The sequence below is a fragment of the Blastococcus sp. KM273128 genome, assembly GCF_021698975.1.
In the GTDB taxonomy this organism is placed as follows: Bacteria; Actinomycetota; Actinomycetes; order Mycobacteriales; family Geodermatophilaceae; genus Blastococcus.
In genome coordinates this window covers 13,874-34,658 of record NZ_SSXA01000002.1, presented here as the reverse complement: position 1 = coordinate 34,658, position 20,785 = coordinate 13,874, and the positions used below count along the sequence as shown (strand labels likewise).

The window sequence follows — 20,785 nt, the reverse complement described above, 5'->3', positions numbered from 1 at the left end:
CCCTCTGTTCGGACGATGCGCGCGGTCAGTGGACGGGGGCCGTCGACGGTTGCCCCAGCAGCGGCCCGAAGGCGGCCATCGGGGTGTCGGGCTGGGCCATGAGCGAGGTCAGGGTCGGGGCGTCGAGCGGCCGGGCGAAGAAGTAGCCCTGAGCGATGTCGCAACTGAGCTCCTGCAGCTCGCGCACGTGCTCGCTGCGCTCCACCCCCTCGGCGACGGTCTCCAGCCGCAGGGCCTTGGCGAGGGACACGATGGTCCTCGTGACGGCCGACTCCTCGGCGTTGTCACCCCCGAGCCCGTCGATGAAGGACTTGTCGATCTTCAGGACGTCGATCGGGAAGCGCTGCAGGTAGGTCAACGACGAGTACCCGGTGCCGAAGTCGTCGATGGCCAGCCGCACGCCGAGGTCCTTGATCGCCTGCAGCGTCTCGATCGTCGACACCATGTCGTGCATGAGCACCGACTCGGTGATCTCGAGGACGAGCTGCTCGGCCGGAAAGCCCGAGTCGGCCAGCGCCGCGGCCACCTCGTCGACCAGCCGCGGCTGGGTCAGCTGCCGACCGGACAGGTTCACGCTCATGACCAGCGGCGGGTGGTCCGGGAACTGGTCCCTCCACACCCGGCCCTGCCGGCACGCCGCCTGCAGCACCCAGCGACCCAGCTCACCGATCATGCCGGTCTCCTCGGCCACCGGGATGAACTCCAGGGGCGGGACCAGTCCCCGCTCGGGGTGCACCCACCGCAGCAGCGCCTCGACGCCGACGAGGGTGTTGGTGCGCAGGTCGATCTGCGGCTGGAAGTGCAACATGAACTGCTCGCGCTCGAGGGCCCGGTGGAGGTCGTTGACGATCTCCAGCCGGCGGACGGCGCCCGCGCGCATGTGCGCGTCGAACACCTCGTGACGGGCGCGACCGGACTCCTTGGCCCGGTACATCGCGGCGTCGGCGTCCCGCAGCAGGGTCGGGGCGTCGGCCTCGGCGCCCCGGCCGACGGCGATCCCGATGCTCGCGGTCACGAACATCTCCTCGCCGCCGACGTCGAACGGCTGCGCGAGCGCGGCCGTGATGCGCTCGGCGAGACCCTCGGCGTCCCGCTCGTCGACGACGGACTCGGCCAGGAGGACGAACTCGTCGCCACCGAAGCGGGCGACGGTGTCCCCGGGCCGCAGCACGGCGCGCAGCCGCATGGCGGCGCTGCAGAGCAGGGCGTCCCCGGCCGCGTGGCCCAGGCTGTCGTTGACCAGCTTGAAGTGGTCGAGGTCGACGAAGACGACGGCGACGCCGCCCCGGCTCCGCTGGGCCAGCGCCACCTCCAGCCGGTCGAGCAGCAGCGTGCGGTTCGGCAGCCCGGTCAGCGGGTCGTGCAGCGCGTGGTGGGTCAGCCGCTCGCGGGCTGCCTCCCGCTCGACCACCCGGCCCAGCTGGTTGCCGATCTGGCCCATGACCTCGCACAGCGCCTCGTCCGGCTCGAGGCGCTCGGAGGCGAAGAACTCCAGCACCGCGGCGACGTCGGACCCGACCATCACGGGGAAGGCGAAGGCCGCGGCCAGGCCACCGGCACGGGCCGCGTCGCGGCGCGGGAAGTTGTCGTCGGCGGTGACGTCGGTGATCCAGCAGGGCTCCTTGGCGGCGAGCACCCGGCCGGGCAGGCCGGTGCCCGCCAGGAACGGCGTGGACGTCGTGGCCTGCAGGAAGGCGGCCAGCCGCTCGTCGTCGGGGTGCACCCACACGTTGGTGGGCTCGAGGATCTGACCGGCGTCGTCGGCGAGGTAGATGTGCCCGACCGGCCAGCCGGTGTGCTCGGCGATCATCCGCAGGCCGGTCTCCAGCGCCTCGCGGCCGCTGGAGGACTCGTTCGAGGCGACGCTGACCCGCTGCAGGAGCTTGACGAACCCGGCTTCGCGGGCGAGGGCCTCCTCGGCACGCTTGCGCTCGGTGATGTCGCGGAGGATGCCGGTGAAGAACCGGCCCTCGCCCTCGGCCCAGTGCGACAGCGAGAGCTCCACCGGGAACTCCGTGCCGTCCTTGTGCTGGGCGTGCACCTCGACCGTGGAGCCGATGACCCGCGGCTCCCCCGTCAGCAGGAACCGGCCCATGCCGCGCTCGTGGGCGTCGCGGTAGCGCTCGGGCATGAGGATGGTCAGCGGCTTGCCGATCACCTCGGCCTCGTCGTAGCCGAACATGGCCTGGCCACCGCGGTTCCAGCTCACGATGAGGCCGCGCGCGTCGGCGGAGACGATCGCGTCGTTGGCCGACTCGGTCACCGCCCGGTACTTCATCTCCAGCTGCGCGAGCGCGGCCGCGGTGTCCTCTCGGGCTCCCACGTCCTGGAACCAGCACACCGCGACCGGCTCGCCCTCGTGGGAGACCAGGGACGTGACGTACTCGACGGCGAGCGGCCGGCCGTCCACGCGGACGAGCGTCGCGGACCCGCGACCGGGCTGGCCGGTGCTCAGCGGCGTGCACATCGGGCACTCCGCCACCGGCTCCCCGGCCGGACGACCGTGGTGGCGGTCGTGGACGGTGGTGCCCAGGAGCAGCGTGCGGACGGTGCCGAGCATCTGGGCGGCCGCATCGTTGGCGACGACGCAACGGCCGTCGACGTCGACGGCGTAGACACCGTGCTCGGTCACGGCCAGGAGCCGTTCGGAGAGGCTGGGTGCCGAGATGCCGGCGTCGACGACTGGCCGGCGCCAGGGCCGCAGGGTCCGAATCATGACCACCGCATCGGTCGGCTCGACGCGCTCCTTGAACAACTCCGCGCTGGTCGCGCCATTCCTCCCCCGTCAGGGTTGGTGCAGCGACGGCCCTTCAGTTGTGCCGTCGAGCAGCCGACTGCTACCGCGTGACCGTTTCCAGGGGCCGCACCACTCCGACCCACTGCCCGTACTGCTCCCTGCAGTGCGGGATGTCGTTGACCGCGGGGAACGGCACCGTCTCCGTGGCGCCCGCCGACTTCCCCACCAACCGTGGTGGCCTGTGCGCCAAGGGCTGGTCATCGGCCGAGCTGCTCACCCATCCCGAGCGGGTGACGCGGCCGCTGGTGCGCGCCGTCCCGGGGGACCGCACGAGCGCCCTGGTGGAGTCGAGCTGGGACGAGGCCCTCGGCCGACTGGTGACGGCGATCCGGCGCACGCAGGCGCAGCACGGCCGGGACGCGGTCGGCTGCTTCGGCGGCGGCGGCCTCACCAACGAGCAGGCCTACCAGTTCGGCAAGTTCGCCCGCGTCGCGCTGCGGACGCGCTCGATCGACTACAACGGCCGCTTCTGCATGTCCTCTGCCGCCGGCGCGGCGGTGCGGGCGTTCGGCCTCGACCGCGGGATGCCGTTCCCCCTGTCCGACCTCGCGGAGGCCGACGTCGTGCTGGTCGTCGGCGGCAATCCGGCCGAGACCATGCCGCCGGCCATGCAGCACCTGGAGACCGGCCGGGCCTCCGGAGCGCTGCACGTGGTCGTGGATCCCCGGCGGACGGCGACCGCCCGGCAGGCCGGCCTGCACCTGCAGCCGCTGCCCGGCACGGATCTCGCGCTGGCCAACGGCCTCCTGCACATCGTGGTCGCCGAGGGGCTGGTGGACGAGGACTACGTGGCCGCGCGAACGACGGGGTTCGACGCCGTCCGGGCCGCCGTCGCCGGCTACTGGCCCGACCGGGTCGAGCGGATCACCGGTGTGCCCGTCGCCCACCTCCGCCGCACGGCGTTCGCGCTGGCACGGGCCGAGCGGGCGGTCGTGCTCACCGCCCGCGGCGCCGAGCAGCACCGGTCGGGTACGGACACGGCGCAGGCCTGGATCAACCTGGCGCTGGCCCTCGGGCTGCCCGGGCGGCCGGGCAGCGGCTGGGGCACGATCACCGGGCAGGGCAACGGCCAGGGCGGCCGTGAGCACGGGCAGAAGGCCGACCAGCTCCCGGGCTACCGCAAGCTCGACGACCCCGCCGCCCGGGCGCACGTCGCGGCCGTCTGGGGCGTCGACCCGGACGACCTCCCCGGCCCGGGGCCGTCGGCATTCGAGCTGCTCGACGCCCTCGGCACCGACGGCGGCGTGCGCACCCTCCTGGTGCTCGCCTCCAACGTCGCCGTCTCGGCGCCGGACGCGCGCCGCGTGCTCAGCCGGCTGCGCGAGCTGGACTTCCTGGCCGTCAGCGACTTCTTCCTCTCCGAGACGGCGGCGCTGGCCGACGTCGTGCTGCCCAGCGCGATGTGGGCGGAGGAGGAGGGCACCATGACCAACCTGGAGGGACGGGTGATCCACCGGCGCCGCGCCGTGCCGGCACCTCCGGGGGTCCGCGACGACCTGCAGCTGCTGGCCGAGCTGGCCGGGCGGCTCGGTGCCGGGCACCTGTTCAGCGCCGACCCGGCGACGGTCTTCGCCGAGCTGGGCCGGGCGTCGGCCGGCGGGCCGGCGGACTACTCGGGCATCACCCTCGCGCGGATCGACGCCGAGCAGGGCGTCTTCTGGCCGTGTCCCGCGTCTCCCGACGGCGCGCCCGAGCACCCCGGGACCCCGCGGCTGTTCACCGAGCGGTTCGCCACGCCGGACGGCCGGGCCCGTTTCCTGCCGGTCGAGCACGTGGCGCCGCACGAGGAACCGGACGACGACTATCCCTACGTCCTGACCACCGGCCGGGTGCTGGCGCAGTACCAGTCGGGCGCGCAGACGCGGCGCACGCCGAGCCTGCACGGGCTCGCCCCGGTCCCGCGGGCCGAGCTGCACCCGGACCTCGCCGCCCGCGTGGGCGTGGCCCAGGACGACGTCGTGGAGCTGTCCACCCGGCGCGGCCGTGCCCGGTTCGCCGCCACCGTCACCGACACCATCCGTCCCGACGTGGTCTTCGCCCCCTTCCACTGGGGCGGGGAGGCCAGCGCCAACGCCCTCACCGACCCTGCCCTCGACCCGACGAGCCGGATGCCGGCCTTCAAGACCTGCGCGGTGGCCGTCACGCGGGTCGGCCGCGCGGAAGCCGCCACCCCGCCGACCCCGGCACCGGCCGCTGCGCCGTCGCCGACCGTGCCCGCGGGCACCGTGCTGGGAAGCCCCCGCCGAGGCGTCCTCCCCGAGCCGCCGCACGACTCCCGGAGCCCGCTCGTCGTCGTCGGCAACGGCATGGCCGGCGCCCGGTTCGTGGAAGAGCTCCTGCGCCGGGGTGGCGACGAACGCTTCCGGATCACCGTGCTCGGGGAGGAGCGCCACGGCAACTACAACCGGATCCTGCTGTCCCCGTTGCTGGCCGGCGAGAGGCGGGAGGAGGACCTCCTCCTCAACGACCACGACTGGTACGCCGAGCGCGGGGTGGTCCTGCGGGCCGGCACGCCGGTGACCGGGGTCAACCGCGCCGCCCGCCTGGTCACCTGCGCGGACGGGTCGACGCTGCCCTACGAGCACCTGGTGCTGGCCACGGGCTCCCGCAGCTTCGTCCCGCCCCTGACCGGTCTCCGGACGGCGACCGGGGACCTGGTCCCCGGCGCCTTCGCCTTCCGCACCGTCGACGACGTGCGGGCGATCCTGGGCGCGGTCCGCACCGCCCGCAGTGCCCTGGTCCTCGGCGGCGGCCTGCTGGGCCTGGAGGCCGCCCGCGCCCTCCAGGCGCACGGCCTCCGGGTCGACGTGGTGCACGCCGGGGCGCACCTCATGGAGACCCAGCTCGACGGCGATGCCGGTGAGCTCCTCCGGCGCGGGGTCGAGGCCCTGGGGATCGGGGTGCACGTCGGGGTGGTCGCCAGCGGGGTGCGGGGCACGGACCGGTTCCGCGGCGCGCTCCTCGACGACGGCCGCGCCATCGACGCCGACCTCCTCGTGGTGGCGGCTGGGGTGCGGCCGGAGACCGCCCTCGCGCGGGCCGCCGGCCTGCCGGTCGAGCGCGGCGTCCTGGTCGACGACCAGCTGCGCACCGGCGACCCCCGCATCTCGGCCATCGGTGAGTGCGCCGAGCACCGCGGCCGGGTCTACGGGCTGGTCGCCCCGGTGTGGGAGCAGGCGACGGTCCTGGCCGACGTGCTCACCGGCAGCGAACCCACGGCCGAGTACCTCGGCAGCCGGACCGCCACCAAGCTCAAGGTCGCCGGGCTCGACGTCGCCACCATGGGCGCCAAGGCTCCCGGCCCGGATGACGAGCACGTGGTGATCTCGGAGCCGCGCCGCGGGGTCCACCTGTCGGTCGTCATCCGTGACGACCGGCTGGTCGGGGCGACCTTGATCGGCGACACCCGCCAGGCCGCCTCGCTCGCCCACGCCTACGACCGGGGCACGCCGCTGCCGGCAGAACGGCTGCGGCTGCTCGTCAGCGGGGCCGGCTCCCCTGCCCCGGTCGACGTCGGTGACCTGCCGCCGGACGCCCGCGTCTGCCAGTGCAACGGCGTCTCCAAGCAGGCGGTCTGCGACGCCGTCGCGGCCGGCTGCGGCTCGCTGGGTGCCGTCATGGAGCGCACCCGGGCCGGAACCGGCTGCGGATCCTGCCGGGAGGACCTCCAGCGGCTCGTCGAGCGCCCCGTCGACCACGGCCCCGCGGACGAGGAAGTGCCCAGCACGATCCCGCCGCCACGACAGCCGGACGGGCCCAGCCTCGCCGGCCGACCCATGGGAGTGCCCCGATGAGCACGCAACGGACGACCGTCCCGCGGCCGGCCGACGTCGAGCAGCAGCGCGTGCGGCGGCGCACCGGCGGCCGCTGGATCGACGACTGGCGTCCGGAGGACCCCGAGTTCTGGGAGCAGACCGGGCGGCGGATCGCCCGCCGCAACCTCTTCTTCTCGGTCTTCTCCGAGCACATCGGCTTCTCGGTCTGGAGCCTGTGGTCGGTCCTGGTCCTGTTCCTGCCCGAGACGGTGTACGGCATCGACCCGGCGGGCAAGTTCCTGCTCACCACGCTGCCCGCCGCTCTCGGCGCGGCCGTCCGGCTGCCCTACACCTTCGCCGTCGCGCGCTTCGGCGGGCGGAACTGGACGATCGTCTCCGCCCTGCTCCTGCTCGTGCCGACCGTGGCCACGGCGGTGGTGCTGGAGCCCGGCGTCTCCTACGGGACGCTGCTGCTCGTCGCCTGCCTGGCCGGGGTGGGCGGCGGCAACTTCGCCAGCTCCATGGCCAACATCAACGCGTTCTACCCGGACCGGCTCAAGGGGTGGGCGCTCGGCCTCAACGCCGGGGGCGGCAACCTCGGCGTCCCCGTGGTGCAACTGCTCGGGCTGCTGGTGCTGGCCACGGCCGGCACCGCGCACCCCCGGCTGCTGCTGGCCGTCTACATCCCGCTGATCGTCGTCGCGGCGGTGGGTGCCGCGCTCCTGATGGACAACCTGACGACGGCCAGCAGCCGGCCAAAGGTCATGCGGGAGGCCATCCGCGAGCCGCACACGTGGATCCTGTCGCTGCTCTACATCGGCAGCTTCGGATCGTTCATCGGCTTCTCGTTCGCCTTCGGGCAGGTCCTGCTCACCCAGTTCAGCGGCTCGTTCGCCACTCCGCTGGCCGCCGCCTCGCTGACCTGGCTCGGCCCGCTGCTCGGCTCGCTGATCCGCCCGGTGGGGGGATCCCTCGCCGACCGGTTCGGCGGCGCGCGGGTCACCTGCGTCACCTTCGCGGCCATGGCGGCCGCCGCGGCCGCGGTCTGGACGGCCAGCCAGCTGGGCTCGCTCCCCCTGTTCGTCGCCGGCTTCGTGGCGCTGTTCGTGCTCAGCGGCATGGGCAACGGATCGACGTACAAGATGATCCCGGGCATCTTCCGGCTCCAGGCCATGGACGCCGTGGCGGCGGGCGAGGACTCCGCGACCGCCGACGCGCGGGCGCTGCGGCTGTCCGGTGCGGTGATCGGCCTGGCCGGCGCCATCGGTGCCTCCGGTGGCGTCCTGGTCAACCTGGCCTTCCGCCAGTCGTTCCTCACGACGGGCACCGGTGACGCGGCGTACGTGGGGTTCATCGGGGCCTACGTCCTGTGCCTCGGGACCACCTGGGCCGTCTACCTGCGGCGCGGCTCGCGCGCCTCGGGCCTGTGACGGCGGCCCGTCGGCGATCATGTGGTGGTCCTGGGTGACCAGCCGGTCGTCCTCGGACGTCCGGTCCGACGCCGCGCCGGAGGTGGCCGTCCCCGCCCGGGGTGCGACCTCGCCCTTGCCCTCGCCGGAATGAGCAACACGGAACGGCTGTTGGGCGACACAGATCTCGTCGTGTCCGGATCCACATCCCGGCGCGGACACACGCACGTAACGTTGGCCGGTGGAGGTACACCACTCATGACTGCGATCGATCGCCCCCAGGCGGCCCCCAGCTCCGCTCCGGGCGGCCTGGTCAAGAGCGTCGTCGAGCTGGACCGCGTCGTCATCCGGCTGGCCGGTGACTCCGGCGACGGCATGCAGCTGACCGGCAACCGGTTCACCAGCGAGACGGCGTCGTTCGGCAACGACCTCAAGACGCTGCCCAACTTCCCCGCCGAGATCCGCGCGCCGACGGGGACCCTGCCGGGCGTCAGCTCCTTCCAGCTGCAGTTCGCCGACCACGACGTCATGACGCCGGGTGACGCCCCGGACGTGCTCGTCGCCATGAACCCCGCCGCGCTCAAGGCCAACCTGGCCGAGCTGCCCGGGGGCGGCCTGCTCATCCTCGACTCCGACGAGTTCACCCCCCGCAACCTCGCGAAGGTGGGGTACGCGACCAACCCGCTCGAGGACGGCTCGCTCGAGGGCTGGCAGACCGTCAGCGTCCCGCTCACCTCGATGACGCTGGACGCGCTCGCCGACTCGGGCCTGGGCAAGAAGGAGGCCGAGCGGAGCAAGAACATGTTCACGCTGGGCCTGCTCAGCTGGATGTACCACCGGCCGACCGAGGGCACCGTCCGGTTCCTCGAGCGCCAGTTCCGCCGCAAGCCGGAGATCGCCGCGGCCAACATCGCCGCGTTCCGCGCCGGCTACAACTACGGCGAGACCACCGAGGCCTTCGCCGTCTCCTACGAGATCAAGCCGGCCCCGATGAAGCCGGGCCGCTACCGCAACATCTCGGGCAACCAGGCGCTGGCGCTCGGGCTCGTCGCCGCCGGCCAGCGCTCCGGGCTCCCGGTGTTCCTGGGCGCCTACCCGATCACCCCGGCGTCGGACATCCTGCACGAGCTGTCCCGCCACAAGGCGTTCGGCGTCCGGACCTTCCAGGCCGAGGACGAGATCGCGGGCATCGGCGCCGCGCTGGGCGCCTCCTTCGGCGGCGCCCTCGGCGTGACGACGACGTCGGGACCCGGCGTCGCCCTCAAGGCCGAGACCATCGGCCTGGCGGTCATGACCGAGCTGCCGCTGGTGATCGTCGACGTGCAGCGCGGTGGCCCCTCCACCGGGCTGCCGACGAAGACCGAGCAGAGCGACCTGCTGCAGGCGATGTTCGGCCGCAACGGCGAGGCCCCGGTCCCGGTGATCGCGCCGCGCTCGCCCGGCGACTGCTTCGACGCCGCGGTCGAGGCCGCGCGGATCGCGCTGGCCTACCGGACGCCGGTGATGCTGCTGTCGGACGGCTACCTGGCCAACGGGGCCGAGCCGTGGGCGATCCCGGACACCGGCTCGCTGCCCGACCTGGCGCCGGCGGTCGGCTTCGCCACCGAGCCCAACGGCGAGGACGGCGAGTTCCTCCCCTACCTGCGCGACCCCGAGACCCTGGCACGTGCCTGGGCCATCCCGGGCACCGCGGGGATGCAGCACCGCATCGGCGGGCTGGAGAAGGCCGACCGGACCGGGAACATCTCCTACGACCCGGCCAACCATGACTTCATGACCCGCACCCGCCAGGCGAAGATCGACGGCATCGCCGCCACGATCCCGCCCACGGATGTCGACGACCCCGACGGCGACGCCCGCGTCGCCGTCATCGGGTGGGGTTCCACCTACGGGCCGATCGGTGCCGCCGCCCGGCGGATCCGGGGCTCCGGCCGCAAGGTCGCCCAGATCCACCTGCGGCACATCAACCCCTTCCCGGCCGACCTCGGCGAGGTCCTGGCCCGGTACGACCGGGTGATCTGCCCGGAGATGAACCTGGGGCAGCTCGCCCTGCTGCTGCGCGCCAAGTACCTGGTCGACGTGCAGAGCCACACCCAGGTGCGCGGTCTGCCCTTCCGCGCGGCCGAGCTGGCCGCCGTCATCCAGGACGCCATCGACACCGTGACCCCCGCAGCTGCGAACGGAGCAGTCCAGTGACCACCGTCGAACTCGGCATGCCCGACGCGCCGACCCCGATCGACGCCGCCATCGCCCGCTCGCTCGAGCAGCACGGTCCGAAGCTGACCGAGCTCAAGGGCAAGGACCTCAAGACCGACCAGGAGGTGCGCTGGTGCCCCGGCTGCGGTGACTACGTCATCCTCAACGCCGTCCAGAGCTTCCTGCCGAGCCTGGGCATCGCCCGCGAGGACATGGTCATCGTCTCGGGCATCGGGTGCTCGTCGCGCTTCCCGTACTACATGAACACCTACGGGATGCACTCGATCCACGGGCGGGCCCCGGCGATCGCGACCGGTCTGGCCGCCGCGCGCCCCGACCTGTCGGTCTGGGTGGTCACCGGGGACGGCGACGCGCTCTCGATCGGCGGCAACCACCTGATCCACGCGCTGCGCCGCAACGTGAACATGACGATCCTGCTGTTCAACAACCGGATCTACGGCCTCACGAAGGGCCAGTACTCGCCCACCTCCGAGGTCGGCAAGGTCACCAAGTCCACGCCGATGGGGTCGCTGGACCACCCCTTCAACCCGGTGTCCCTCGCGATCGGCGCGGACGCCACGTTCGTCGGCCGGGCGATGGACTCCGACCGGAAGGGCCTCACCGAGGTGCTGCGCCAGGCGGCGGAGCACAAGGGCACGTCGCTGGTGGAGATCTACCAGAACTGCAACATCTTCAACGACGGCGCCTTCGAGCTGCTGAAGGACCCGGCCACCGGCCCGATGTGGACGATCCCGCTGCAGCACGGGGAGCCGCTGGTGTTCGGGCCGGACGGCGCCTCGTGCGTGGTCCGCGACGACTTCGGTGGCCTGCGGGTGGCCGAGACCAACCAGGTCGACGCGAGCGAGATCGTCGTGCACGACGCCACCCGGCAGGACCCGTCGTACGCGTTCGCGCTGTCGCGGCTGTCCACGCAGGACCTGCGCTACACCCCGATGGGCGTGTTCCGGAAGATCGAGAAGCCGAGCTACGAGGCGATGATGGCCGAGCAGCTGCACGAGGCCCGGCTGCAGGGCCCCGGCGACCTCGACGCCCTCCTCGCCGGCGGCGACACCTGGGAAGTGACGGCCTGACGGCCTAGGTCGCGACCGCGGGCCCGTCCTCCTCCGGGAGGGCGGGCCCGCGGTCGTTCCCGGGGCAGGCGCGCAGGACGTCGCCCAGCACGGTCAGCGCGCCGCGCAGCTCCTCCCGGGTGGGGGCGGCGAAGCCGACGACGAGGCCGGCGCGCCGGTCGCCCCCGACGACGGTGTGGCGGCCCAGGCCGTCCAGTGCCACGCCGCGCGCCGCGGCCGACGCCCGCACCTCCTCCTCCACCGCGGGGTCCGGCAGCGGCACGAGGACGTGCGCCCCCGCGGAGTCCCCCTCGGCCCGGCACCCGGCGGCCACGACCGCGCCCCGCACCTCGTCCGCCCGGGCGACCAGCTCGCGCCGCAGCCGGCGCAGGTGCCGGGCGAGGTCCCCCGAGGTCGCGAACGCCGCGAACACCCGCTGGCCGGCCCGCGCCGGCCGGGTGCCCGTGGCGGTGCGGCGGGCCAGCAGCGCAGCCCGCAGCGGCCCGGGGGCGACCACCCAGCCCACGCCGAGGGTGGGGCTGAGGATCTTCCCGGCCGTGCCCAGGTGCACCACGACGTCGGGCCCCAGCGCCCCCAGCAGCGGCAGCGGCGCGACGTCGTAGCGCAGCTCGCCGTCGTAGTCGTCCTCCAGCACCCACCAGCCCTCGGCGCGGGCCCGGGCGACCAGCGCCAGCCGGCGGGCGGCGGACATCCGGCGGCCCAGCGGGTACTGGTGGGCCGGCGTGCAGTAGACGGCGGCCAGGTCCGGCGGCAGCGCCTCGACGACCAGCCCGTCGTCGTCGACGGCGGCCGGGACGACCTCGACCCCGGCGTCCCGGAGCGCACCGGCGACCCGCTGGTAGCCGGGGTCCTCCACCGCGACGCGGCTGCCGGGCGGCAGGGTGCGGGCCAGCTCGCCCACCGCGGCGGAGGTGCCGGCCGTGGCGAGCACGTCGTCGGGGCCGGCGGCCAGCCCGCGGTGGCGCAGCAGGTGCTCCGCGACGGCGGACCGGAAGGCCGGGTCCCCGGCAGGCTCCGGGCGGGCGTCGGGTGCGGCGTCGCCGGCCGCCCGCCAGGCCCGGCGCCAGGCCCCGCGGTCCAGCACCTCCAGGCACGGCGACCCGGCGCGCAGGTCGACCAGCGCCGGGGCCTCCGGCGTCCGGACGGCGGGGACGGCGACCGCCGCCGGGGCCGCTGTCACGGCACCGAGGACGTAGGTGCCCGCGCCGCGGCGCCCGCCGAGCCACCCCTCGGCGAGCAGCTGGTCGTAGGCGGCGACGGGCACGGTGCGGCTGACCCCCAGCGCGGCGGCGAACGCGCGCGTCGACGGCAGCCGGTCCCCCGGGCGCAGCGTGCCGTCGGCGGCCGCGGCCCGCAGCGCGTCGGCCAGCTGCACCGACAGCGGCGTCCCCGATGCGCGGTCGAGCAGCACCGGCGGGACGTCGACCACGGCGCTCCTGCCGTTGCGGGGAAGTGGACTGCCGGAAATCTAGCGGATTGGCCGTTCCGGCGGTCCACCCTCGCGATCCAGGATCGATGTCGTGGACACCGCCGCACCGCTCTCCCCCACCGACCGCAGCACCGTGCGCCGGGGCGCCAAGCGCGCCCGCACCGACCGCGCCGACCTGCACGCCGTGCTGGACGCCGGTTTGATCGGCCACCTCGGCGTGCTGCTCGGCGAGGCGCCGGTGGTCCTGCCGACCGGTTACGGGCGGCACGGCGACACCCTCTACCTGCACGGCTCGACGGGCGCGGCGACGCTCCGGGCGGCCGCGGCCGGGGCGCCGGTCTGCTTCACCGTCACCCACCTGGACGGCATCGTCTACGCGCGCTCGGCCTTCCACCACTCGGTCAACTACCGATGCGCGGTGGTGCACGGCGCGGCGCGGCCGGTGACCGACCCCGCCGAGCGGCTGCTCGCGCTCGAGGTGCTGACCGAGCACCTGGCCCCCGGCTCCTGGGCGGCGACCCGCCGGCCGGACCGCAGGGAGCTGGCCGCCACCGCCGTGCTCGCCCTGGACCTCGCCGAGGCGAGCGTGAAGATCCGCACCGGCCCGCCGGGCGACGACGCGGGCGACCTGGCGGGCCCGGTGTGGGCCGGCGTCCTCCCGGTGCGCACGGTGCTGGGCGAGCCGGAGCCGTGCCCGCTCCTGCCACCCGGCGCCACCGTGCCGCCGCGCGTGGCCGAGCGGGCGCTCAGCCCTGCGGGGTGACGCGCAGCAGCTGGTCGGCGTCGTCGCCGTTGTCGGTGGTGACGTAGAGCGCGCCGTCGGCGCCCTGCTCGAGCGCGCGGATGCGCCCGTGGGTGCCGTCCAGCTCGGGCAGCCGGAACTGCTCGACGAGCGCGCCCTGCTCGTCCAGCCGCAGCGCCAGCACGTGCTGCCCGCGGAGCGCGCCCAGCAGGAGCAGCCCGTCGTAGTCGCCCCACTGGTCGCCGTCGAGGAAGGTGCCGCCGCTGGGCGCGATCGGCGGGGCGCCGGAGTCCCACACCGCGGGGATCGCGCCCTGGATGGACGGGTCGGTCATCGGCACGCTCTCGTCGTAGCTGCCGCTGCCGACGGGGTCCCAGCCGTGGTTGCCGCCCGGCCGGAGCAGGTTCACCTCGTCGTTGCGGTCGGGGCCGTGCTCGACGGAGTAGACCTGGTCGGTGCCCGGCCGGAGGGCAAGGCCCTGCACGTTCCGGTGCCCGTAGGTCCAGATCAGGTCCTCGGCGCCGTCGTCCGGGCCGGCGAAGGGGTTGTCCGGCAGCGGCTGGCCGGTCGCCGGATCGGCGCGGAGCACCTTGCCGGCCAGCGACCCGAGGTCCTGCGGGGTGGTGCCGGCGGCGGTGTCCCCGGTGCCGATCAGCAGGGCCCCGTCCGCCCCGAACGCCAGCCGGCAGCCACCGTGCCGCCCGGAGCCCTCGTTCACCGGGATGCCGCCGATCAGCGGGTCGTCGGCGCGGGTGGCCGAGCTCCAGTCGGCGGCGGCGGTCCAGGCGATCACCTCGACCGAGGCACCGTCGCCGCCGGTCACGCCCTGGCAGGTGTAGAACCGCCGGTCCTCCGCGAAGCCGGGGTCCAGCGCCAGCCCCATGAGGCCGGTCTCGCCGGTGGCGAACAGGTCACCGAAGTCGGCCCGCACCTCCTGCACCGTGCCGCCGGGGAGGACAGCGGTGAGGCCGCCCGCACGCTCGTCGACCAGCAGCGTGCCGTCCTCGGCCTGGGCGACGTCCCACGGGTGGTCCAAGCCGTCGGCGACGACCTCGACCTGCAGCGAGGGGGCAGCGGCGGGGGGCTCCGTGGTCGGCGGGGTGGCCACCGAGCCGGCGTCCTCGTCGGCGCCGCCGCAGGCGGTGAGGCAGAGGACGGCGCCCATGCACGGTCCCGCCGCGAGCGCGCGAGCGGTGGGTGGCATGGGGGTCCTCCTGCTAGCTGGTACGCGTGACCACGTAGTCGCAGAGGGCGGACAGGGCATCGCGGACGTCGCCCTGCGGCACCCCGTCGAGCCGGGCCCGCGCCCGGTCGGCGTACTCGCGGAGGACGTCGGTGGCGCGCGCCAGCGAGCGGGAGGAGCGGAGCAGCGAGAGCGCCTCGGCGTGCTCCTCGTCGTCGGTGACCGGGCCGGCCACGAGCTCGCGCAGCCGGGCCTCGTCGGGGTCGTCGCCGGCCAGGGCGAAGAGCACCGGCAGGGTGGCGACCCCCTCGCGGAGGTCGGTGCCCGGGGACTTCCCCGAGACGTCGTCGGTGCTGACGATGTCGATCAGGTCGTCGGAGATCTGGAACGCGACGCCGACCTCCTCGCCGAAGTCCGTGAGCGCCGCCACGAGCGCGGCGTCGACCCCGGCGAAGGAGGCCCCGAAACGCGCCGAGGTGGCGACGAGCGAGCCGGTCTTGTCGGCCAGCACCTGCAGGTAGTGGGCGACCGGGTCCTCGCCCGCCTGGGCGCCCACGGTCTCCTTGATCTGCCCGGTGACCAGCCGCTCGAAGGTCCGCGCCTGGATGCGCACGGCCTCGGGGCCGAGGTCGGCCAGGATGTCGGAGGCCCGGGCGAAGAGCAGGTCGCCGGTGAGGATGGCGATGCTGTTGCTCCACCGGCTGTTGGCGCTCGGCGCCCCCCGGCGCACGGCGGCCTCGTCCATGACGTCGTCGTGGTACAGCGTGGCCAGGTGGGTCAGCTCGCAGACCACGGCACCCTGGGTGACCTCCGCGGCCGAGGCGTCGCCGAGCTGCGCGGCCAGCAGCGCCAGCATCGGCCGGAAGCGCTTGCCCCCGGCGGCCATGAGGTGACCGGCCGCCTCGCGCACGAACGGGTGCTCGCTGCCCACGGCGACGGCGAGCTCGGCCTCCACCCGGGCCAGCCCGTCCGCCAGCGCCTCCCCCAGCTCGCCGTCGGGCAGCCAGGGGCCGATGGTCGACGCCGGGGTGGAGATCCGGTGCCAGACCTCGGGGTGAGTGCCGTCGACAGCGGCACGGGCTCCGGTCATCAACCGACGAAGATAGCCGCCCGCCCGGCGAGGTCGAGCACCGCCCCGGGGACGATGCCGAGCGCGAGGGTCGCCGCCGCGGTCACCGCGAGCACCAGGGTGGTGGGCACCCCGGGCACGCCCACGGTCGGGCCGTCGGCGACCGGCTCCGAGAAGTACATGAGCACGACGACGCGGAGGTAGAAGAAGGCGGCGACGGCGCTGGCCAGCAGCGCGACGACGGCCAGCGGCCAGGCACCCTGCTCGATCGCCGCCCGGAACACCGCGAACTTGCCGGTGAAGCCCGCGGTGAGCGGGATCCCCGCCAGCGCCAGCAGGAACAGCGTCATCACGGCCGCGGTGATCGGCGAGCGCGCGCCGAGCCCGGCCCACTGCGACAGGTGGCTCGCCTCCCCGTCGCCGTCGCGCACGAGCGTGAGGACGGCGAAGGCGCCGAGCGTGGTGATGCCGTAGGCGAGCAGGTAGAACATCGTCGCCGCGAGCCCGGACCCGGTCCCGGCTGCACCGAGGCCGATGACGCCGGTGAGCAGGAAGCCGGCGTGCGCGACCGACGAGTAGGCCAGCATGCGCTTGAGGTCGGTCTGGGTGAGGCCGAGGACCGCGCCCACGACCATGGAGGCGATCGCGGCGGCGTAGACCAGCGGCCGCCACGTCCACTCCGCGGTGCCGAAGGCGACATACAGCAGCCGGAGGATCGCGCCGAAGGCCGCGACCTTGGTGCAGGCGGCCATGAACGCGGTCACCGCGGTCGGGGCGCCCTGGTAGACGTCGGGCGTCCAGGTGTGGAACGGGGCGACGCTGGCCTTGAACAGCAGCCCGACGACGAGCAGCGCGAGGCCGAGGACCAGGAGCACCCCGCCGCCGTCGGTGCCCACCGCCGCGCGGACCTCGCTCAGCCGGACGCTCCCGGCGGCGCCGTAGACCAGCGCCAGCCCGTACAGGAAGAACGCCGAGGCGAAGGCGCCGAGGAGGAAGTACTTGACCGCCGCCTCCTGGGACAGCAGCCGGCGCCGGCGGGCCATGCCGCTGAGCAGGTACAGCGGCAGGCTCAGCACCTCGAGCGCCACGAACATGACCAGCAGGTCGTTGGCCGCGACGAACAGCATCATGCCGCCGATCGCGAAGGTCGCCAGCGGGTAGACCTCGGTCTGCACCCGCGGCACGGTGGCCAGCTCCCGGTCGCGCGGGCTGCCCGCGGGGACGGCGGCGCTCACCACGAACGCCGACCGCGCCGGGTCCAGCGACCGCTCGGCGAACAGCAGCAGGGAGAGCGCGCCCAGCCCGGCGATCGTGGCCTGGAGCAACAGCGCGGCGCCGTCGACGGCCAGGGCACCGACGGCGGTCACCTCCCGGGTGCCCGCGAGCAGCACCGTCGCGGCCAGCGCCCCGACGGTGCCCGCCAGCGCGAGGCCCACCTGGACGGGGTGCCGCACCGACCGCGGCACGAAGGCCTCGACCAGGATGCCGGCGCAGGCCGCGCCGAACACCAGCAGCAGGGGGGCCAGCGCCGCCCAGGAGAGGTCGGGTGCCTCGATCATCGGTCGGTCCCTCCGGAGGCGGCGCCCATGTCGTCGAGGGTGGCGACGACGGCCGGTTCGATCAGGTCGATCAGCGGCTGCGGGTAGACCCCGAGCACGAGGATCAGCGCGACCAGCGGCGCGACGACGGCGATCTCCCGCCGGCCGAGGTCGGCCACGCGCAGCGATCGCTGCGGGGCGGGGAGCGTGGCGGTCGCCGTCGCGCCACCACCGCCGGCGCCCGGCAGCGGCTCGGCCGGGTCCTCCTGCAGCAGCACGCCGCGGGCGGGCCCGTGCATGGTGCGCTGGTACATGAGCAGCACGTAGAGCGCGGCCAGGATGATGCCGAGCGTCGCGAGCACCGTGAAGACCGGCCGCTCGGGGAACGAGCCGATCAGCACGAGGAACTCGCTGACGAAGCTGCCGGTCCCCGGCAGGGCCAGCGACGCCAGGCCAGCCACCAGGAACGCCCCGGCCAGCAGCGGCGCCTTCGCCGCCACCCCGCCGTAGTCGGCGATGCGTCGGGAGCCGCCGCGGGCGATGAGCATGCCGACCACCAGGAACAGCAGGCCGGTCGCCAGCCCGTGGTTGACCATGTACAGCACCGCGCCGGTGCCGGCCTCGGTGGTGAAGGCGAAGATGCCCAGCGCGATGAAGCCGAAATGCGAGATCGAGGTGTAGGAGACCAGCCGCTTCATGTCGCTCTGACCCATCGCCAGCAGGGCGGCGTAGAGGATGCCGACCACCGCCAGGACCAGCACGAACGGGGCGTAGAACCGGGAGGCGTCCGGGAACAGCGGCAGGCAGTAGCGGATGAACCCGAAGGTGCCCACCTTGTCGAGGACGCCCACCAGGAGCACCGCCCCGCCGACGGGGGCCTCGGCACCGGAGTCGGGCAGCCAGGTGTGCAGGGGCACCAGCGGCGCCTTGATCGCGAACGCGATGAAGAAGCCCAGGAACAGCAGGCGCTGGACGTCGGGGTCGATGTCGAGGCGCGTCAGGGTGTCGAAGGCGAAGGTGCCCTCGCCGAGCACGCCGGCGCTGACGACGTAGACGCCGATGACCGAGGCCAGCATGACCAGCCCGCCGACGAGGCTGTAGACGAAGAACTTCACCGCGGCGTACTGCCGGCGCGGCCCGCCGAAGCTGCCGATCAGGAAGTACATCGGGACGAGCATCGCCTCGAAGAACACGTAGAACAGCAGCAGGTCCGTGGCGACGAAGACGCCGACCATCATCGCCTCGAGCAGCAGCAGCCAGGCGAAGAAGACCCGCACCGGGCGGGGGCCGCCGTCCGCCTCGTGCCAGGAGGCGGCGACCACCAGCGGCACCAGGACGCCGATGAGCAGCACCATCACCAGCGCGATGCCGTCGACGCCGAGGGCGAAGTCGGAGCCGAAGTCGGGGATCCAGGGCACCGACGTCGTGAGCTGGAACCGCGGCCCGCCCGCGTCGAAGGCCAGCGTCGTCAGCACGGCCAGCAGCAGCACCACGAGGCTGACGCCGAGGGCCACCTGCTTGGCGAGCAGGGCCCGCTCGCGGGGCAGGGCCGCGACCACCGCGGCCCCGATCGCCGGCACGGCGATCATCGCCAGCAGCCAGGGGAAGTCGCTCACCGCAGCACGTCCTCTCCGAAGTACCCGTCGGCGCTCCCGACCACCTGCACGCTCATCCCGACGTCACCGCCAGCAGGGCCCCGGCCACGACGACCGCGCCGCCGAGCATCCCCAGGGCGTAGGTGCGCACGAAGCCGGTCTGGGCCCGGCCCAGACGCGACGAGGACCCACCCAGGCCGGCGGCCAGGCCGTTGACCGCGCCGTCGACACCGCGGTTGTCCACCCACACCAGCGCCCGGGTGAGCCACTGCCCCGGTCGCATGAACAGCGACTCGTTCACCGCGTCCGCGTAGAGCGCGTTGCGCGCCGCGCGGGTGACCGGCGAGACCCGGACCGGCGCGGCGACCGGCACCTCGCGGCGGCCGACGAACAGCCAGGCGGCGAGCACCCCGAGCAGCATCACCAGGGTGACGACCAGGCCGATCACGGCCGGGGCCACGACGTGCTCGGCCTCCGCCGGCTCGCCGAACACCGGCTCCAGCCAGCCCGAGAGCGGGAACACCGAGACCAGCAGGGCACCGGAGGCGACCGACCCGACGGCCAGCACCACCATCGGCGCGGTCATCACCGGTGGCGCCTCGTGCGGGTGCACCCCCTCCTCCCACCGCGCGCGGCCGAAGAAGGTCATGAGCATCAGCCGGGTCATGTAGAAGGCGGTCAGCCCGGCGCCGAGCACCGCGACGCCCCCGAGCACCCAGCCCCAGACGTCGTCCCGGTCCAGGGCCGCCTCGATGATCGCGTCCTTGGTGAAGTAGCCGGAGAGGAACGGGAAGCCGATGAGCGCGAGGTAGCCAAGGCCGAAGGTCGCGAAGGTGATCGGCAGCTTGTTCCACAGCGCCCCGAAGCGGCGCATGTCCACCGAGTCGCGCATCGCGTGCATGACCGACCCGGCGCCGAGGAAGAGCCCGGCCTTGAAGAAGCCGTGCGCGAGCAGGTGGGCGAGCCCCGCGACGTAGCCGGCCGGGCCGAGGCCGACGGCCAGGAACATGTAGCCGATCTGGCTGACCGTCGAGTACGCCAGCACCTTCTTGATGTCGTCGTAGGCGCAGCCGGCGATCGCCCCGATGAGCAGGGTCAGCGCACCGACGGCCAGCACCACCGCCCGCGCGGTCGGCGTCAGGTCGTAGATGGGCGCCGAGCGGGCGATGAGGTAGACGCCGGCGGTGACCATGGTCGCGGCATGGATGAGCGCCGAGACCGGGGTGGGGCCCTCCATCGCGTCGGGCAGCCACGCCTGCAGGGGGAACTGGCCGGACTTGCCGCACGCGCCGAGCAGCAGGAGCAGGCCGATCGCGGTGATCGTCCCGCCGGCGAGGGTGCCGACCGTGCCGAAGACGCCCGCGTAGGAGGTGGTGCCCAGCTGGGCGAACATGATGAAGATCGCCAAGGCCAGGCCGACGTCGCCGACCCGGTTCATGATGAACGCCTTCTTGGCCGCGGTCGCCGCGCCGGGGCGGGTGTACCAGAAGGCGATCAGCAGGTAGGACGCCAGGCCGACGCCCTCCCACCCGACGTACAGGGCCACGAAGCTGTTGCCGAGGACCAGCAGCAGCATCGCCGCCACGAAGAGGTTCAGGTAGGCGAAGAACCGGCGGCGGCCCGGGTCGTGCGCCATGTAGCCGATCGAGTAGACGTGGATCAGCGAGCCGACCCCGGTGATCAGCAGGGCGAAGACCGCCGACAGCGGGTCGAACAGCAGCCCGGCGGTGACGTCGAGCTCGCCGGTGGCGATGAAGGTGAACAGCTCGACGTCGGCCGGCGCCCCGTCCTGGCCGGCCAGCTGCACCGTGCACAGCACGGCCAGCACGAACGCGGTCGCGACCGTCGCCGCCCCCAGCAGGTGGCCCCAGCGGTCGGTGCGGCGGCCGCCCAGCAGCAGCACCGCCGCGCCGGCCAGCGGCAGCGCGATGAGCAACCACGACCAGCCGAGCAGCCCGTCCGCGGGCAGCGTCTCAGACAC

General features: G+C 74.1%; 12 protein-coding genes. 5 read left to right on the top strand and 7 right to left on the bottom strand.

Annotation, left to right across the window (positions count from 1 at the left end):
• Positions 1 to 25: 25 nt before the first annotated feature.
• Positions 26 to 2,716: an EAL domain-containing protein gene (locus E9529_RS00935; protein ID WP_236829256.1), complete on the bottom strand. Its 2,691-nt coding sequence runs from the start codon at positions 2,714 to 2,716 to the stop codon at positions 26 to 28.
• Positions 2,717 to 2,907: 191 nt separating this feature from the next.
• Here E9529_RS00935 and E9529_RS00930 point away from each other — a divergent pair, with 191 nt between their 5' ends.
• The 4 genes from E9529_RS00930 (at position 2,908) to E9529_RS00915 (ending at position 11,248) form a co-directional block, all read left to right on the top strand.
• The gene (locus tag E9529_RS00930; protein WP_236829255.1) at positions 2,908 to 6,591 is read left to right on the top strand and encodes a molybdopterin-dependent oxidoreductase; all 3,684 of its coding nucleotides are present in this window, start codon (positions 2,908 to 2,910) and stop codon (positions 6,589 to 6,591) included.
• Complete coding sequence (locus E9529_RS00925) at positions 6,588 to 7,982, top strand: NarK/NasA family nitrate transporter (RefSeq protein WP_236829254.1); 1,395 nt, start codon at positions 6,588 to 6,590, stop codon at positions 7,980 to 7,982. Before E9529_RS00930 ends, E9529_RS00925 begins: the two co-directional genes overlap by 4 nt.
• Positions 7,983 to 8,219: 237 nt before the next feature.
• A complete protein-coding gene (locus E9529_RS00920) occupies positions 8,220 to 10,157 on the top strand; it encodes a 2-oxoacid:acceptor oxidoreductase subunit alpha (RefSeq protein WP_236829253.1) in 1,938 nt (645 codons plus the stop codon).
• On the top strand, positions 10,154 to 11,248 hold the full coding sequence (locus E9529_RS00915; protein WP_236829252.1) for a 2-oxoacid:ferredoxin oxidoreductase subunit beta: 1,095 nt from the start codon (positions 10,154 to 10,156) through the stop codon (positions 11,246 to 11,248). The genes E9529_RS00920 and E9529_RS00915 overlap by 4 nt, the downstream gene beginning before the upstream one ends.
• Before the next feature lie 4 nt (positions 11,249 to 11,252).
• On the opposite strand, the gene E9529_RS00910 is transcribed toward E9529_RS00915, so the two are convergent.
• Positions 11,253 to 12,677, bottom strand: coding sequence for a PLP-dependent aminotransferase family protein (locus tag E9529_RS00910; RefSeq protein WP_236829251.1), 1,425 nt, complete (start codon positions 12,675 to 12,677; stop codon positions 11,253 to 11,255).
• A gap of 91 nt (positions 12,678 to 12,768) precedes the next feature.
• Between E9529_RS00910 and E9529_RS00905 the strand changes: the two genes are divergently transcribed.
• Positions 12,769 to 13,440: a pyridoxamine 5'-phosphate oxidase family protein gene (locus E9529_RS00905; protein WP_236829250.1), complete on the top strand. Its 672-nt coding sequence runs from the start codon at positions 12,769 to 12,771 to the stop codon at positions 13,438 to 13,440.
• Here E9529_RS00905 and E9529_RS00900 read toward each other — a convergent pair.
• Genes E9529_RS00900 through nuoL form a run of 5 tightly spaced genes read right to left on the bottom strand, consistent with a single transcriptional unit; the run spans position 13,424 to position 20,785 of the window.
• Positions 13,424 to 14,623 carry a sorbosone dehydrogenase family protein gene (locus E9529_RS00900; protein WP_236829249.1) on the bottom strand — a complete coding sequence of 400 codons (1,200 nt, stop codon included), beginning with the start codon at positions 14,621 to 14,623 and terminating at the stop codon, positions 13,424 to 13,426. The two genes, E9529_RS00905 and E9529_RS00900, sit on opposite strands and share 17 nt — an antisense overlap.
• A gap of 13 nt (positions 14,624 to 14,636) precedes the next feature.
• The gene (locus E9529_RS00895; RefSeq protein ID WP_236829248.1) at positions 14,637 to 15,692 is read right to left on the bottom strand and encodes a polyprenyl synthetase family protein; all 1,056 of its coding nucleotides are present in this window, start codon (positions 15,690 to 15,692) and stop codon (positions 14,637 to 14,639) included.
• Positions 15,692 to 17,230 carry an NADH-quinone oxidoreductase subunit NuoN gene (gene nuoN / locus E9529_RS00890; RefSeq protein WP_236829247.1) on the bottom strand — a complete coding sequence of 513 codons (1,539 nt, stop codon included), beginning with the start codon at positions 17,228 to 17,230 and terminating at the stop codon, positions 15,692 to 15,694. Before nuoN ends, E9529_RS00895 begins: the two co-directional genes overlap by 1 nt.
• Entirely contained in the window at positions 17,227 to 18,825 is a 1,599-nt protein-coding gene (locus E9529_RS00885) for an NADH-quinone oxidoreductase subunit M (protein ID WP_236829246.1), read from the bottom strand. The genes nuoN and E9529_RS00885 overlap by 4 nt, the downstream gene beginning before the upstream one ends.
• A 52-nt stretch (positions 18,826 to 18,877) precedes the next feature.
• Positions 18,878 to 20,785, bottom strand: coding sequence for an NADH-quinone oxidoreductase subunit L (nuoL, locus tag E9529_RS00880; protein WP_236829245.1), 1,908 nt, complete (start codon positions 20,783 to 20,785; stop codon positions 18,878 to 18,880).